The sequence below is a fragment of the Barnesiella propionica genome (assembly GCF_025567045.1).
Lineage (GTDB): Bacteria > Bacteroidota > Bacteroidia > Bacteroidales > Barnesiellaceae > Barnesiella_B > Barnesiella_B propionica.
Map to the genome: position 1 here is coordinate 39257 of NZ_JAOQJK010000004.1, position 16368 is coordinate 55624.

A 16368-nucleotide genomic window follows, 5' to 3' on the forward strand; every position below is an offset into this window, starting at 1 on the left:
AAAAGAAAAAGATGGAATATATTTCCTTTTGAAGTATATTCCATCTTTTTATAATATTAATCAAAACAAGATACGAGATACTTTTTCTCCTATTTTGATTATATATAATGAGTTGGTCAATACATCGGGACGGAAGTTTTCTGTTGCCGAATGAACCGAAACGAGCTGTCCCTGCATATTATATATTTCTACAGGAAGATTCTCCGTATTGCCTTTTATGTATAAGATGCCGTTATTTGCATATATTTTTAAAGAAGCATTATCGATATTCTCAACTGCATCTGTTTTCGTGAAATTCAAAATATATACGGTTTGGGCTCCATCGGCAGCGGTTACGGTTAGTTTTACTGTATTACCTTCGGTTTCTTTGGAGACTTTGGCATCTTTTCCGTCTGTCTTCCAGGAAATTTCAGGAAAGGCATTTCCTTTCATAGAGAGTCCGTTGTATTCTAGCGTTTCTTTATCGAATCCTTCTATAGGAGTTCCGTCTAACGTTATTTCTGTTAGTTTATGGTTGTATATAAACTGTAGGTCATCTACTCTGAGAATATCATTTTCTCCTACAGTGAAAGGTTCATCTTTAGTGAGGAATGAAGATGCGGAAATGTATATGTTCATTTTTTCAGGTATATCGTCGTTTATATACTCGATAGGAATAGCAATGCGCGTCCATTCCCCGATTTTTTCCGATATGAAGTATTCCCCTTTCGATATCAGCATCGCGTTACTATTACCGGACCATATATCTTTCATATTATCTGTTAAGGCAATATCTCCTTTTTCCGAAGTGCTGGTGTGGGTTCCGCTCCAGGAGTATATGCGGATGTGTGCGGCATCGGCAATCTCGTTAGTTTGTGCAGGGGTGTATTTGAAATATCCGATTAGAGAATCGGGGCGGAATGAAAACTCTATGCCGCCTTGAACTCCTGCGTCGGAAGTCGACACGGTAAAGTAAGATGAGTTAATATACAACCATGAATTTCCTAATGTTATGTAGCCCGGGAGAACAAATCCGTAAGAAACTCCCCATTGGCTTCCTCCTGCGAATTTATTTATAAGTTTCGCATTGTAATTTACGGGAGATTCGGTACGTGTCTCTTGTGACACGAGAGATGCTTTCATTGTGGAACCCCATGCCGATGCATTAGCAACGACCGCACTCCATCCGGCAGGTTGCATTCCGACCTGAAGAGCGTCGTCAACCCAGGGTGCGTCAAAATTTCCGTTGTTGATTTGTTGTGCATGAACACCTCCGGCAATACTAAATATACCGCATAAAAAGAGTATGAGTTTTTTCATGTTAAATGTAGTTATGATGTTTATATTATGTTGAATTCCTTTACAAAGTTACATTTCTTTTTTTATAATACATATATAATGTCAATTTATTTGTTATATTTGCTACCAAAATGGTAAAAATATAATTGTGCAGTAATAATTATGTAGCATTTGAAAGTGCGGCTGTAGAGAATCTAACTAATATATTATTAATTTATAAACCTAAACAACATGAATAGATCACTTAAATGTTTATTGATGCTTTCGGTTATTTTATCGGGATATGCTTGTAATAAAGATGAGAATGAACCGTCGGGTAATGGAGGAAATGATGGAACCGGAGAGGAAAATGTAGAAACCAAAACGCTTGATTTCATAGAAATAGGAAAGGCGGTAAATACAGATTGTGCCGTGTTTTATGAAGAGAATAAACAATACGTATTTGAATCGGATGCGAATCATACCGACTATCAAATAAAAGCAATAGATCAGGACCGGGATTCATTGAATATGCGAGTGATAGCAGATAAAAACGGTGCGATTGAAAAAATTATTCTTACTGCTAGAGATCAATCTAAGAATACAGATCTTTGGAAAAAATATGTCGGCAATGCTGCTGACTATACATTAGGCCGCTTTTTAGGAACAAAATTCAGCCGTATCATGGCCGACGGAAGTACACAGGGCGGTATAAAGCAAACGGAACAGGAGTCTATTGATTACGTAAATACGGAAGGTACGGAGAAAACATTGGTTTATACGATATTCGGAATTAATTCGAAAACATATGCAGCTCCGTGTCTGATACAGGGAGACTTCCGGTTTGAATTTCTAAAGAATTATTTACCGTTGGATTTTTCTCAATTAGGAACCTTAGTCGGAAGCGATATAGATGAGACGCTAAAACAATATAATCTTATAGCCAATAAGATTCAATTCGGAAATGCGTTGTCTTATCTTTATTTCGATTCAGCGATCGATAATAAAGGAAACGCTTTCACTGTGAATATGGACTCCGATGCGTCACTTAAAAAGATTAAAGAAATATCTGCTTATGCTCCTGAAAGACTCTCCGACGATGAAATTATCGCTCTTTGGAAACAATATCTGGCCGGTTATTCCGAGCTGGGGTTGGGCACTTTGAAGGAAATTTTTGTCAATGATGCTTTTGGTGATAAACTGAAAACGCTGGAGAGCGTGGAAGAAGCCTACGCTATGGTCGAAGAATTCGGGCGTCAATACAGTATCTTGGCTCAATTTTCAAACGGAGAACATGAAAATACTCTTGTTCTGAATAAAGATTATTTGTTTATAGTGATCCGGTAAGGAATTATTATATATGTATCGGCGGCCTCTGCAAGAATATGCAGGGGTCGTTTTGTTTGGAACGCTTATTTTCTTTTTATCGGATAGAAAAATAGGCCTATTGGGTTTATATATAAGTTTATAGATAAGATATTATCGGACGAATTGCTTCATTCGTTGTACCCGATAAAGGTAAATAGAATAAAGTATTTATGTGTTAAATGCGGGAGTGTGTGACCGGAAAATAATATATGAGAATGGTCTTCTTCACTTTATATATAGGTTATTAATGCCGGTGATTTTCTGTTTATGATTTTTATGGAGAAAATAAAAAAGGGAAATCTTCGAAAGGATTTCCCTCTATAAAGAGATCAGAAATTATTGTTTTATTGAAAAATTATTTTAACCTTAGTACTTTTCCCGGTCTTAATTTTGTGTTGCGCGAAATGCCGTTCAGTTTACATATCTGATTAATAGTAACACCGTTTCTTTGAGCTATTTTTGATAAATTATCTCCGGATTTAATACGATATGATACGTATTTGGAACCGTTAGAATGGCTTTTTCCTGCATTTGAACGATAAGATGCTGTCGCTCTGTTCCGGGTATCGTTCGATAGTTTGTTGGGTGTAAATACGAATTGATCGGTATGAGGAACCTGATTTTCAAAATCGAAGATCAGTTCAGGATTGATATCCATTCCTAAGAAACGAGTTTCGAAATGAAGGTGAGAGCCTGTAGAACGGCCTGTGTTTCCTCCCAAAGCTATAGGGTCACCTACTTTTACTATTTGGTCCGGTTTTACAAGGAAGCGGGACAAATGACCGTAAATGGTTTCAAGTCCGTTATTGTGACGGATAATAACATAATAGCCATATCCCCTGCGTTCATATTTCGTTAATCTTACTTTGCCCGAGAATGCTGCTCGGATTGTATCTCCTATCTGTACTTTAAGGTCGACGCCTCTGTGCATACGGCGGAAGCGGCGACGATAACCGTAACCGGAGGTTATATTAGTAGAATTTGCCGGCATGCAGTAATCCGAAACATCTATTTTTACATTATCGGGAAGTTCGCTCAATGATTTTTTATACGGATTTACCCATTCTTGGTCCCAGCTATCACCGTATATGTCCAGAGCGGGAAATTCCGAAGCTTCTTCTTCCAGTTGACGGGCAAATGCTACGGAATCAATAAGGCTTATTTCACGGTGTATATTTTTCTGACTGGCGAGGAGGTTTTTGTGTTGTTCTTTATGTTGGAAAGATGATATTTTGTGTGTTGGTTTGTTTTGTGCCGAAACTCCTAACGGAAGAATGGCAACAAGCCCTGAGATCATCAAGTGTTTAATCCTGTAAATATTCATTCGTTTTAATCTTGTTTCGCTTCATCCGTAGAATAAATAAACGGAAAAGAAGCCAGCTTATATTCGAATAATTCTTCAGCCTTGAAGAATCTATTAATTTCTGTTTTTGCAGATTCTATAGAATCGGAGGCATGTATAACGTTTTCCTGAACGCTCATGCTGAAATCCCCGCGAATAGTACCCGGAGCGGCATTGCGTCCGTTAGTCACACCGGTAAGCGTGCGCACTACGGCTACAGCATCGAGACCTTCGATACAACCGGCAATTACCGGAGTTGCCATCATGCTGGCCTTGATTCTCGGAAAAAACGGTTTATCTAATAGGTGGGCATAATGCTCATCGATGATTTCATCGGTAAGTTGCATCATCTTCAGCCCGGCAATACGTAATCCTTTGTTTTCAAAACGACTGATAATATGACCTATGTGTCCGCGTTGTATAGCAGATGGTTTTAGCAAAATAAGAGTTTTCTCCATTCCTTGACAGCTGTTTTATGCACATCTTTCCAAAGATAATAAAATTTCTCAGAAAATAGCTTAGACGATTAACACAATTTATAGAGCTTGTTGTCTCTTTAAGTGAAGTTTTGTGTGTAAATAGTTGAAAATTAATGGATTATATATTTATATGTTTTGCAACATATTTCCATAAATTAATAACTTCGTTAATAACGAACAACTTACATAGTGATAATCAACTGATTTGACTCCAATTCACTTGCTTTGCAAACAACCTGTTCAATTCTTTTTTTAAAATATAATGTTGGGGTTGTTCCAGATACGGATCGTTTTCAATAATTTCTCTTGCCATATCTCTGGCGAGCTGTAATATCTGGCCGTCTTTGGCAATATTGGCGATTTTAAGGTTGAATGCGATTCCGCTTTGTTGCGTTCCTTCCATATCGCCGGGTCCCCTCATCTGCAGGTCGGCTTCGGATATGCGGAACCCGTCATTTGTCTCTGCCATGATTTCCAGTCTTTTTCTGGTGTCCTGAGTGATTTTATAAGAGGTCATTAATATACAGTAAGATTGGTCTGCTCCCCGTCCTACCCGTCCCCTTAGCTGATGTAACTGGGACAGCCCGAAACGCTCGGCATTCTCGATAACCATGACAGACGCATTCGGCACGTTCACACCGACTTCTATTACAGTAGTGGCTACCATGATCTGTGCTTCTCCGGAGGCAAATTTCTGCATTTCCGTATCTTTTTCCGCCGGCTTCATCTTGCCGTGTACCATACATACTTTGTATTCGGGAAAAACTTCCCGGATATGATTGTAACCGTCATTCAGGTTTTTTAGGTCGGATTTTTCACTTTCCTGTATAAGAGGATATACGATATAGATTTGCCTTCCCAATTCTATTTGTCGTCGCAGGGATGTATAAAGGGTTGAGCGCTTATTATCGTATTGTAGAAGGGTTTGTACAGGTTTACGTCCCGGTGGTAATTCATCGATAACGGACACATCGAGATCTCCGTATACAGTCATAGCCAGAGTGCGTGGAATAGGAGTGGCCGTCATGACCAGTACGTGAGGGGGGATTTTGTTTTTTTTCCATAATTTGGCCCGTTGCGCAACTCCGAAACGATGCTGCTCGTCTATGATCACCATACCCAGATTTGAAAAATTGACGGTATCTTCAATTAAAGCATGAGTTCCGATAAGAAGATGTATTTCTCCGGTAAGCAGTTCGTTCAGGAGTGTTTCCCTCTCTTTTTTTCGAGTCGATCCGGTCAATAATCCCGTACGTATCCCTATCGGCTCCGTTAGCTGTCTTATCGTCTCATAGTGCTGGGTAGCCAGTATTTCGGTAGGAGCCATAAGACAGGCCTGAAATCCGTTATCCAGAGCCATAAGCATGCACATCAAGGCAACCAGTGTTTTACCGCTTCCTACGTCTCCTTGCAACAACCGGTTCATTTGCCTTCCGCTTCCTACGTCGCTTCGTATCTCTCTGATAACCCGTTTTTGTGCTTCGGTCAGTTCGAAGGGTAGGACGTCATGGTAGAAGCTGTTGAAGTAATCTCCTATGTGCTTGAATACAAAACCTCCTAATTTCCGGCTTCTTAATTGTGTGTAGCGGAGAATATGCAATTGCAGATAGAACAACTCTTCGAATTTAAGCCTGAATTCTGCTAGTCTCAGCTTATCTACCGATAGCGGAAAGTGAATGTTGCGTATGGCGTCGTTTATTCCTATGAGCCGGGCTCTATTTATGACTTCATCCGAAAGACTTTCCTCAAGAGGACCTTGCAGGCTGTTCCATAGATTGTAGATTATTTTTTGAAGTCCTTTGGAGTTGAGAAAATTATTTTTCATTTTCTCGGTAGTGGTGTAGTATCCCTGTAGCCCGGTATTACGGTCCAGTATATCGTCCACATGATCCAGTTCGGGATGGGCGATGTTTATCTTTCCGTTGAACAAGGTCGGCTTGCCAAAGAGGGTATATTCGTTGCCGGGTTTATATTTGTCAGTAATGAACCGTATCCCTTTGAACCATACGAGTTCCACTGTTCCGGTTCCATCGCTGAATGTTGCCGTGAGCCTGCGTCTGGCTCCTTCTCCTTGGGTGCTGTAAGCCAGTATTCGTCCCCGCAGTTGTATATAGGGCATATTGCCGTCTATTTCCTTTATACGGTATGTTTTACTGCGGTCGATGTATTTGTACGGGAAATAATACAGCATATCCCGGTAAGAGTATATTCCTAACTCCTTGTTGAGAAGGTCTGCTTTTTTAGGTCCTACTCCCGGTAGGTATTTTATGTCTATGTAAGCTATATCCGGCATTCTTTAGCTATTATTTCCGCTATTTGCAAATCAAAAGGTACTGTTATTTTTATATTTTCGCGATTACTTTCGATCAGGGAGACGGGATAACCTGCAGCTTCCACAACCGATGCGTCATCGGTAAATCTCTCATTATATTCCCTGTTATATGCTTCTTGTAGTATATCGGCCCGGAAAGTCTGTGGAGTTTGCACCGATACGTAACGGTCTCTGTCTTTTGCGATATTTTTGTTATCTTCTGTGATCTCACGTATGGAATCGGTCATTTTTAATACGGGAACGGCGGAGCCTTCCGATTCTGCCGTGCGGAATGCGGCATCTATGACATTGCGGGAAACGAAAGGGCGCACTCCGTCATGAACGGCGATAAGTCCGTGGGAACCGGCCCGGTGTAAACCGTTTTTTACAGACTGGAACCGGCTGTTTCCCCCTGAAACTATCTCATGGGGAATATCGAATGAATGTTGTTTGCATAGTTCATTCCAGTAACTTTGTTGTTCTTCCGGCAATACGAGAATAATACGTATATTTCGATCATACCCGTAAAAAGCAGAGATCGTATGCATAAGCACGGCTTTCCCGCCAACCGGGAGGAATTGCTTGGGTATCTCTTTTCCCATGCGCGTACCTTTCCCTCCTGCAACTATTATTACGTATTTTTCCATTCGGCTATTCTTTTATCTACAAAAATACATAAAAAAACGGAATAGGAAAATGAGATGGGGCAGCGTCGTGAATATACTACGTTGTTAATTTTTACATGTGCGGGTAGATGAGGAAAAGATATGTATTTATCGTTCGGACATGGAAATGTGAGGTAATTCGAGGGAAGTGAAGGGTATGTATGGGATAGTATTATTTGTCTGTTTGTATTTTAATTACATAGAATAGTACTTTCAAGTGTTATAGGAAAATAAAAAAGCACTATAATTGAATAGATTATAGCGCTTTGATCAGGTTATCTTTTTAAAGAAGCGGTACGGAATGTACTGTACTCTTTTGTTGGATATTTATTTCAGTGCATCCAGTAATTCGGGCATTAATACTGAAATCGTATGTTCACTTTGTGCCGTGTAGAGGTTACCGTCTACCATTGCTTCTTTACCGGTAGCTATGCCTTTTTGGATGGCCGGTTTTGCAAGGGGGTGTATGGATAGTTTACACCCTTCGGTCACACCGGCTATCTCGAAAATCAAAGCTGCCGCGCAATGTCCCGCCAGTATTTTATTTTTTTCGGCGAATTCTTTGATAACTGCAAGCATATCCTGATTGTAAGTTTTGTCGGCGTGGTTTTGAAAAACAGGAACAGCATCGCCACATGCGAAGATCAAAGCATTGTATTCGTCCGCATGTCCTTTCAGATTGCCGACGGTATCGTCTGCCTGCAATGGTATTTTTGAATTTGTCAGGATGTTTTTTGTATCTGACACGGCGAATACTTTGTAAGAGATACCTTTTTCAAAAAATGTTTCCAGATATTGAAACAGACCGAAACCATTTACCGGATTAACGGCCAATACTGCTACTTGTTTTGTCATAGTTATAAGTTTTAAATGATATAATAGTTCTTTTTAGTAAGTTTGTTATCTTTGTAGTGTAAAGATATGTTTTAATTTTATGAAATGCAAGTACGTACTTGATGATAAGATACTTACATGCATGTAAGTAATACTGGTATACAAATAGATAGAAAGATATAAAAAATGAAAAATTTTCATTCGTCGGGAATCTGTCCTATAAGGGATGTGCTGAGTCGCTTGGGGAGTAAATGGGCAATGCTCGTATTGGTAACATTGAATGCCAATGGAGTGATGCGTTTTGGTGATATACAGAAAAGTATCGGTGATATATCACAGCGTATGCTTACTGTCACATTAAGAATGCTGGAGTCTGACGGATTGGTAAGCCGTAAAGTATTTCCGGAGATTCCTCCCCGGGTGGAATATTGTTTGACCGAACGCGGACGTAGTCTCATCCCTTATTTGAATCATCTGGTTGAATGGGCTTTGGCGAATATGCCGGTTATTATCGAAAGACGTAAAACAAATGTTGCGGATGAATAGCAAAATCTCCGTATCTGTTTGCCGGAGGATTACAAATCCGCCGGGGTGTCATACCGTTCAATCGGATTTGTAATCCGGCCGTGTCCGTATAAATGTTTTTAATCCGCAACGATCACTTTCTGTAATGCTCTTTTCCCGCATAATCTACCGCCGAATGATATAAATGTTCTTCCGGTCGGATGACAATCTTTTGTCTTTTTGCTGAGTGCTTTCAGTCTCGGTATTTGAATGGTTTATATGTACCTTACGGGAGATGCGGCAATTTTCAAAATTGTGGAATTGGAGGAGTTTTCAATGAGATTGAGAGTATTGTTCAACAGAAGACGTGGCATTCTTTGTCCTTGACCGGAACAGATAAGGGAAATAAATTCCCTATGTAAAAATGTATAGGCGAGATTATGATTTGCGGTAACGCATAGGGGTGATACCGACAATTCTTTTAAAATACTTATTAAAGAAACTGTCATTAGGAAAACTCAGTTCGTAAGCTATTTCCGAAATTGACAAGGCACTGAATTTGAGCAGGGCTTTCGCCTCCATTATGACTGCCCGCTCAATCCATTTTTTTGCGGTTACACCGCTGAACCGACTTATAATGATACTAAGATAGTTGCGTGTTATACAGAGATTGTCGGCATAAAAAGAAATAGTCCGTTCTTTGGATGCATTCATATTAACGAGTCTCAAAAAGCTGTTGAATATTTCTTGCTCGCGCGAGAGAGTTTGCTCTTTTCGTTCGTTTACGGATTGTCGAATGTTGTCTGCAAAGCGAACGATTGCCCTGATAATATCGTAAGCCGGGAGTTCGTTACCGCTGTGTTCATGGAGAATTTTCAGAATGGTATCGATCAAAGAGACGGCAATGTCCATTTCAGAGGCATTTAAAGGAATTACGGATTCTGACAGCCGGTCTAATATTTCGGGTTCTTTTTCAGGGAACAATATACCGATTAATTCGTCCGACAAGATTAATATGTCGAAAGTGAAATTGTCGGAACATTCCTCCAACTGATATATCGTTTCTCGATTTAGCACTACAATATTACCTTGATACAGGTGATTTTTCAGCAGGTTGACAGTAAAGACAGCCTTACCCTTACTTACGAAGCCGAGCATAGTGTAATGTAGTGTAACGGGATTGGTTTGTAAAAGCATATGGCTTAATAGATGATTGTTGTTGGTAACAACAATAAAATCTTTGCCAAAGTATGTACGATTATTTTCGGTTGTTTTTTGTTTTATCGATTCTTTTACCGATTCGAATGTGAGTCGCTGCGGGCGCATATTGTTTTTGTATTTTTGAGATAAGCGAATTTAGTAAAAATGTCGTGATTATTTGTGTAATAACGGGTTAAATCAAATTATAATCAATAAAAAGAACATTTTTGCTAATAAAAAGAACAGGTTGAAAAAGAATCGAGTGGTTAACTTTACATCATTAAAGTAAATCATTATTTAACAGAAAAAAGTATGAATTTTTATCGTCGCAACTGGTATTATGTAGGAGGTGTCATATTCGTGGCACTATCCTACTATATGGGATTTTTGGGGATAGGTAACATGAGCCATATTCAAGTGATACTTACATATAGTTTTATGGCTATGTTGGTGCACCAATTTGAAGAATACGGCATTCCCGGCGGATTTCCTGCCATATTTAATATCGCATTTTGGGGGCAGAAGAAGGATGTTGACCGTTATCCTTTAAACGCCAATACGGCCATGATTAATAACGTGTTTATGACTTATCCTTTTTATATTCTTGCTATTATTTTCCCGAGTGCTATTTGGTACGGATTGATACAAGTGGGGCAAGGAATGGTGCAGATTATTAATCATGGCTATTGGAATAATAAGAAAATAGGAAGTTGGTATAATCCCGGCCTGGCATCGGTTATACTATTGCACTGGCCAATAGGAATTTATTATATATGGTATGTTACCGCTAACAATATGGCGACTGTAAGCGATTATATTATCGGGTTCGTCGGTTCGTGGTTAACTATGCTTGTCTTGTGGTTAGGGCCTGTAAGATTATTACGCAACAGAAAATCCAAATACCCATTTACAAATGAACAAATGTACGGATATGCGGAAAAAAAAGTGAAGGATATCTTAAATTCTTAATCAGCCGGACTGTAACGCCCCGATTCATCGGGGCGTTACAGTCTTTGTAAACGGTTTTATTTACGTTTAAAAAGCCGGATCAATTCTCCAATCCACAATACCATGGAAGTACTTCCTATGATTATGGCCCATGTCTTAATGTCAAGCGGTACTGTACGAAATACTTCTCCTCCGAACGTGACTATCAGGATTTGTCCGATAATAATTAATAAAGCTACCAGTAAGAACGCTCCGTCGTGATTCAGGTCGTTAAATGCGGATTTTCCGGAGCCGAATGCTTTTGCGTTAAACAGGTTCCACACCTGTAGCATGACAAATATAGTAAAGAAGCAGGTAAGTTCGTACGGACTGAAAATTTTATCGGCATCATACCAGGTACTATATATCATGTAACCTATCAAGATCAATACGAACGAGATTCCAACGAATAAGATATTATTGCGCATGACCGGAGTAATGATAAAGTCGCTGTTTTTACGAGGCTTTTCTTTCATTACGTCTTTGTTAGGCGGCAGAGAGGCCAGGGCGGCGGCCGCAAATGTATCCATAATCAGGTTTACCCACAACATTTGCGTTACGGTCAATGGTAATTCTGTTCCTATTATGGAACCGATAAATACGATAAGCAAAGCAGCTACGTTTATTGTCAGCTGAAATAGCAGGAACCGCTGGATGTTTTTGTATAAAGAACGTCCCCACATAACTGCGGTTGCGATACTTTTGAACGAATCGTCAAGTAATGTAATATCGCTCGCTTCTTTGGCTACGGATGTACCGCTTCCCATTGAAAGTCCTATGTGGGCATGATTCAGGGCCGGGGCATCATTGGTTCCGTCTCCTGTTACTGCGACGATCTCACCTGTTTGTTGTAAAAGTTGTACCAACCGTTGTTTGTCCGTAGGACGAGCCCGGCACATGATTTTTAATTTCCGGACTCTCTCGAGGGCGACATTATCCGACAACGCCTCGAATTCGACTCCGGTAATGATGTTTTCATCAGTGTCGCTTACATTCCATATTCCTATTTGTCTACCTATCTCTCTGGCTGTTCCGGGGGTATCGCCCGTAACTATTTTTACCTGTATTCCGGCGTTAAGGCATTCTGCTACGGCTTCGGGAACATCTTCACGCACCGGATCCGATATGGCTGTAATACCTAGGAATGTCAGTCCGCTTTCGACCAATTCCTGAATTTTCCCGGTTTCGTTGTCATCTACGAATTTATAAGCGAACCCTAATGTTCTCATAGCCATATTCTGATAATCGAACAATTGTTTTTCGATGGCCGCCTTGTATTCCGAAACAGGGAGTTCTCCGTCTGCCATGCGAATGGTTTTACATTTGGAGAGGACGATTTCAGGAGCCCCTTTTACGTACAGCACTTTTTTATGGAGCAGGGGTGATTGTACCAGTGTCGCCATATATTTACGTTCTGTCGTGAATGTAAGTTGCTCCAGTATTTGGGCATTGTTCCTTAAAGGATCGTATGGAATCCCGTTACGAAATAACCATAACAGGAGTGCGGCTTCAGTAGGGTTTCCCAGAGATTTTACTTGTTCTTCGGAATGGTTGAGGAAGGCTGTTGAGTTGACCGATATGCCTTCTTTTATCAGGTTTCCGGTTTCATTGGAGCCGGGAATCTGATTGTCTGCCGGTAAACTGTAAAAATTAGTTTTGTGAACCTGCATCTGGTTTTGAGTGAGTGTTCCGGTTTTGTCCGTACAAATAACAGTGGCGGCTCCCATTGTTTCGCAGGCGTGCATTTTACGTACCAGATTGTTGGTTTTGAGCATGCGTCTCATACTGAGTGCCAGACTCAGTGTTACGCTCATGGGCAATCCTTCCGGTACAGCCACTACTATGAGTGTAACCGCTACCATGAAATACTTCAGGACCTTCATTGCTATATCTATATTGACCCATGAAGAGGCTTCTATCGGGTTTATCCCGGCAAAATATGCAGGAATACATAGTACTACAAATGTAAGCACGCCCCATAACAACCATTGCATCCAACCTCCTTTTTCTACGCGCCGGGGAATATCCCTGTGTATTTTCAAAAGGGACAGAGCATCGTAAAAGATGGGAACCCATACTTTGGACAAGGCTACGGCCGTTCCGGCAATTGCTGACCCTAATAGATAAAATTGTCCTAAGTGACTTTTGAAATAAAGATAGTCCGTAAACAGGATATCTTTGATAAATAAAGTAAGGAAGGTAAGTATGGCTAAAGAAAAACCGATTACACTGATGAATTTTGCCAATCCGTTCAATTGTATATTCAGAGGAGTTTCTTCTTCATTTATTTCGGTTGACTTTTCGGCAACTTTTCCGTATTGTGTCTGGTCTCCCACTTCTTTTACTTCCATAATGCCGTGCCCGTCCAGTACTTTGGTTCCCCGAAGTACATAGTTGGAAGGGTAAGTAGCTTCTTTGTCGAATTCGGCGGGATTCGTAGTCTTGTCGATCATTAATTCTCCTGTCAGGCAAGATTCATCTATTTGCAATGAGATAGCTTCCAGGAGTTCTCCGTCTGCCGGGATTTCCTCTCCTGTGCCTATCATGACTATGTCTCCTACCACGACATCTTTTTTGGGGATTTCGGTGACTACTCCGTTGCGTACTACAGTTACCATGACATCGTCATTGACCTGGTTAAGAATGTCGAACTTTTTGTTAGCATCCATTTCAAACCAGAATGCGACTCCGGTCGCTAAAAAAATAGCACAGAATATTCCGATAGTTTCTGCGTATTCGTTATGGATAATGGAGATACCTAATGATAAAAGTGCCGCAATCAGTAAGATACGGATGATGGGGTCTTTAAATTTTTCAAGGAAAAGTTTCCACATCGATACTTTTTGTGGAGGGGTGAGGATATTTGCCCCGTGTATTTCCCGGCTTTTTATTACCTGAGTATCGGTAAGACCGGTAAAATGCTTTTTTTGGTCCATTTGATAATGCAAATTATTTATTCCAATGAGCTTTCAAAGATATAGTTTTTTTTTTACATGTGTTCTGGCGTCTGTTACAATACCATTACATACATAATACAATTATGTTGCATATCTTGTTGAGGCATGTCTTATAATAGGGAATAAACAAAAAAGAGCTTTTTCGCAAAAGCTCTTTTTTATAGGTTTTCAATAGGTATTAATTTTTAAGGTAAAAAAGATTGTTTTAGGTTAATGCAACAAATATCCTCGTTTTTTTGTAACCAAACAAATAAAATAATATGTTGTATAATATGTTTTTGCTGATTAAAATATGAGAAGAAGAATGATGTGGTTGTTAAATTGTTGATATGTAATGATTTAATGTTATATTGCGAAAATTCTTCAAATATTAAAATATTGTTAATTAATTAAAGTGTTGTGTATTATGTCAATTTGCATTTTCTTGGGTAAAACAATCGATAATTAATTCTCCATTTTCTAATACGGCGTATGAAAAATAATTGATCCAATCACCCAATATGACGATACGGCTTTCCCGGTTCAGCATCAGGTCGAGGAGAATATGCCTATGCCCGAATATAAAATAATTTATGGAATGTTCTTTTAGATATGATTTGGCGAATCGAACCAGATATTCGTTATTTTCTCCCTGATAAGCTGTTGTTTCCGGGTCTCCGGCTTTTCTGCTGTGTGAAGACCATTTGTGGGCGAAGGGAATTGTCCATCTTGGATGTATGGAGGCGTATAATTTCTGGCAGGTTTTGTTGCGGAAAATATTTCTGATGAGTTTGAATGTCCAGTCTCTTTTTCCTACGTTATCGCCGTGTGACAGGAAAAATGTTTTTCCTTCTATTTCGGTGATTACCGTGCCGTCGTGTACGATGACTCCCAGTTCGGACGGAAGGTAATCGAATATCCAGATATCATGGTTGCCTATGAACCAATGTATCTCTATTCCCCGGTCGGTGAGCTCTGCTATTTTGCCAAAAAAACGGGTATATCCTCGGGGCACAACTGTTTTATACTCATACCAGTAATCGAGTATGTCTCCCAATAAATAAATAGTTTTCGCATCCTCTTTGATACTGTCCAGAAAGCGTACGATCCTACGTTCGTTTTCCCGGGGATTTTTCAGATAAGATGCTCCCAGATGAAGGTCCGATAAAAAATATGTTTTCTTAGCCATTAATCATTTTTTTAAAGAAAACCTAACTCAAGTTTGGCTTCTTCGCTCATCATATCTTTGTCCCATTCTGGCTCGAAGACCAACTGTATATCCACACTTTTTACCTCGTCGATACTTTCTACTTTCATGCGAACGTCTTCAACGATAAAATCTGCCGCCGGACAATTAGGGGCGGTAAGCGTCATATCTATTTTAACATTGCCGTCTTCAACGTCTACTTTATATATGAGTCCGAGGTCGAAAACGTTTACCGGGATTTCGGGATCATATACTGTTTTCAGCATTTGTACTATTTTTTCTTCTACTGTAAGTTCTTTACTATCCATAATATGTCGTTTATAAAAACGAAGATACTTTTTTTTGCCGGAATTACCGGTTGTTTTCGATAAAAATAATAAAATTCAATATTAAAAACCGGAAAGAAACTAAGATAGGACATAGAAATAAGCGAGATCATTTATCAGCCAAAACTTTTAAAAATAAAGGTATATTTTGTTTTTTCGCAATTTTTAGTTTAAATTTGCGTTTGTGTGATAACGTTTTTACTGCTGTTAATGTTATATTAGTTATAGATGACTTTATTTATTAAATAAAAAAAACGAATATGAAAAAACTTGCTGTTTGTTTAATGTTAGTTACAGCCTTTATGATGGCTGTGCCTGCTTCTGCCCAATTTAGATTTGGTATTAAAGCCGGTGCTAATATTTCTAAAATGTCATTCAGTACGGATATTTTGAAATCCGATAATATTACCAGTTTTACCGGTGGGGTTATGGCAGAATTTATGGTACCTGTCGTGGGATTTGGTGTCGATGCTTCTTTGATGTATACCCGGAAAGGTTCCAAAATAAATTTGGGAACATTGACCGATGCAGCGGAGGAGGCTTTCGGACATAAGACCCAGCATCTGGATTATATTGATATTCCTATTAATTTAAAATATAAACTGGGTATACCTGCCGTAGGTAATATTGTTAAACCGTATATATATGCGGGGCCCAGTTTTGGTTTTTTGGTAGGAAATAATATAAAAGAACAGTATAAAGAAAAGGATTTTGATTTGACGATTAATCTCGGTCTGGGGTTGGAATTATTTAAGAAAGTGCAAGTTGCGGCTCAATATGGCTGGGGTGTAACAGAAGCTGTTAAATATCCGTCGATTAATGATGTGAAGGCTAAAAACCGTTCCTGGACGATTACAGCTGCTTATCTGTTCTAATAAAAATATACAGGGAAACTGCAGGCTCCCGGAGAATCGAAAAGATTTAGTTGTCTTCCGATTCTTCGGGAGCTTTT

At 39.5% G+C, this 16368-nt stretch carries 14 protein-coding genes; 4 read left to right on the forward strand and 10 right to left on the reverse strand.

Going from position 1 to position 16368, the window contains the following annotated elements; translation table 11 throughout:
- Nucleotides 1–60: 60 nt before the first annotated feature.
- Nucleotides 61–1299: a PCMD domain-containing protein gene (locus OCV73_RS06555; protein WP_147550579.1), complete on the reverse strand. Its 1239-nt coding sequence runs from the start codon at nucleotides 1297–1299 to the stop codon at nucleotides 61–63.
- A gap of 210 nt (nucleotides 1300–1509) precedes the next feature.
- Between OCV73_RS06555 and OCV73_RS06560 the strand changes: the two genes are divergently transcribed.
- Complete coding sequence (locus OCV73_RS06560; protein ID WP_147550581.1) at nucleotides 1510–2604, forward strand: hypothetical protein; 1095 nt, start codon at nucleotides 1510–1512, stop codon at nucleotides 2602–2604.
- Between the two features lie 376 nt (nucleotides 2605–2980).
- Here the strand turns inward: OCV73_RS06560 and OCV73_RS06565 are convergent, their stop codons facing one another.
- From OCV73_RS06565 to OCV73_RS06585, 5 genes are all read right to left on the reverse strand, one after another.
- Nucleotides 2981–3949 (reverse strand): M23 family metallopeptidase, encoded by a 969-nt coding sequence (locus tag OCV73_RS06565; RefSeq protein ID WP_147550583.1) that lies wholly within the window; start codon nucleotides 3947–3949, stop codon nucleotides 2981–2983.
- A 5-nt stretch (nucleotides 3950–3954) separates the two neighbouring features.
- Nucleotides 3955–4425, reverse strand: a complete 471-nt coding sequence (gene ndk, locus OCV73_RS06570) for a nucleoside-diphosphate kinase (protein WP_147550585.1) — start codon at nucleotides 4423–4425, stop codon at nucleotides 3955–3957.
- Nucleotides 4426–4642: 217 nt separating this feature from the next.
- Nucleotides 4643–6739: an ATP-dependent DNA helicase RecG gene (gene recG, locus OCV73_RS06575; protein WP_147550587.1), complete on the reverse strand. Its 2097-nt coding sequence runs from the start codon at nucleotides 6737–6739 to the stop codon at nucleotides 4643–4645.
- Entirely contained in the window at nucleotides 6727–7404 is a 678-nt protein-coding gene (locus tag OCV73_RS06580; protein ID WP_147550589.1) for a 2-C-methyl-D-erythritol 4-phosphate cytidylyltransferase, read from the reverse strand. The genes recG and OCV73_RS06580 overlap by 13 nt, the downstream gene beginning before the upstream one ends.
- A gap of 345 nt (nucleotides 7405–7749) precedes the next feature.
- Nucleotides 7750–8277: a DJ-1/PfpI family protein gene (locus tag OCV73_RS06585; RefSeq protein WP_147550591.1), complete on the reverse strand. Its 528-nt coding sequence runs from the start codon at nucleotides 8275–8277 to the stop codon at nucleotides 7750–7752.
- Nucleotides 8278–8442: 165 nt separating this feature from the next.
- On the opposite strand from OCV73_RS06585, the gene OCV73_RS06590 reads away from it, so the two are divergent.
- On the forward strand, nucleotides 8443–8802 hold the full coding sequence (locus OCV73_RS06590) for a winged helix-turn-helix transcriptional regulator (protein ID WP_147550593.1): 360 nt from the start codon (nucleotides 8443–8445) through the stop codon (nucleotides 8800–8802).
- A 396-nt stretch (nucleotides 8803–9198) separates the two neighbouring features.
- Here the strand turns inward: OCV73_RS06590 and OCV73_RS06595 are convergent, their stop codons facing one another.
- Nucleotides 9199–10086, reverse strand: coding sequence for a helix-turn-helix domain-containing protein (locus OCV73_RS06595; protein ID WP_147550595.1), 888 nt, complete (start codon nucleotides 10084–10086; stop codon nucleotides 9199–9201).
- A gap of 186 nt (nucleotides 10087–10272) precedes the next feature.
- On the opposite strand from OCV73_RS06595, the gene OCV73_RS06600 reads away from it, so the two are divergent.
- Nucleotides 10273–10929, forward strand: a complete 657-nt coding sequence (locus OCV73_RS06600) for an HXXEE domain-containing protein (protein WP_147550597.1) — start codon at nucleotides 10273–10275, stop codon at nucleotides 10927–10929.
- A 56-nt stretch (nucleotides 10930–10985) separates the two neighbouring features.
- On the opposite strand, the gene OCV73_RS06605 is transcribed toward OCV73_RS06600, so the two are convergent.
- The 3 genes from OCV73_RS06605 to OCV73_RS06615 all read right to left on the reverse strand — a co-directional run bounded on the left by OCV73_RS06605 (nucleotide 10986) and on the right by OCV73_RS06615 (nucleotide 15398).
- Nucleotides 10986–13883: a calcium-translocating P-type ATPase, PMCA-type gene (locus OCV73_RS06605; protein ID WP_147550599.1), complete on the reverse strand. Its 2898-nt coding sequence runs from the start codon at nucleotides 13881–13883 to the stop codon at nucleotides 10986–10988.
- A gap of 430 nt (nucleotides 13884–14313) precedes the next feature.
- Complete coding sequence (locus tag OCV73_RS06610; protein WP_147550601.1) at nucleotides 14314–15072, reverse strand: UDP-2,3-diacylglucosamine diphosphatase; 759 nt, start codon at nucleotides 15070–15072, stop codon at nucleotides 14314–14316.
- 11 nt (nucleotides 15073–15083) lie between these two features.
- Nucleotides 15084–15398 (reverse strand): metal-sulfur cluster assembly factor, encoded by a 315-nt coding sequence (locus OCV73_RS06615; RefSeq protein WP_147550603.1) that lies wholly within the window; start codon nucleotides 15396–15398, stop codon nucleotides 15084–15086.
- A 278-nt stretch (nucleotides 15399–15676) separates the two neighbouring features.
- On the opposite strand from OCV73_RS06615, the gene OCV73_RS06620 reads away from it, so the two are divergent.
- Nucleotides 15677–16291 carry a porin family protein gene (locus OCV73_RS06620; RefSeq protein WP_147550605.1) on the forward strand — a complete coding sequence of 205 codons (615 nt, stop codon included), beginning with the start codon at nucleotides 15677–15679 and terminating at the stop codon, nucleotides 16289–16291.
- Nucleotides 16292–16368: the final 77 nt, after the last annotated feature.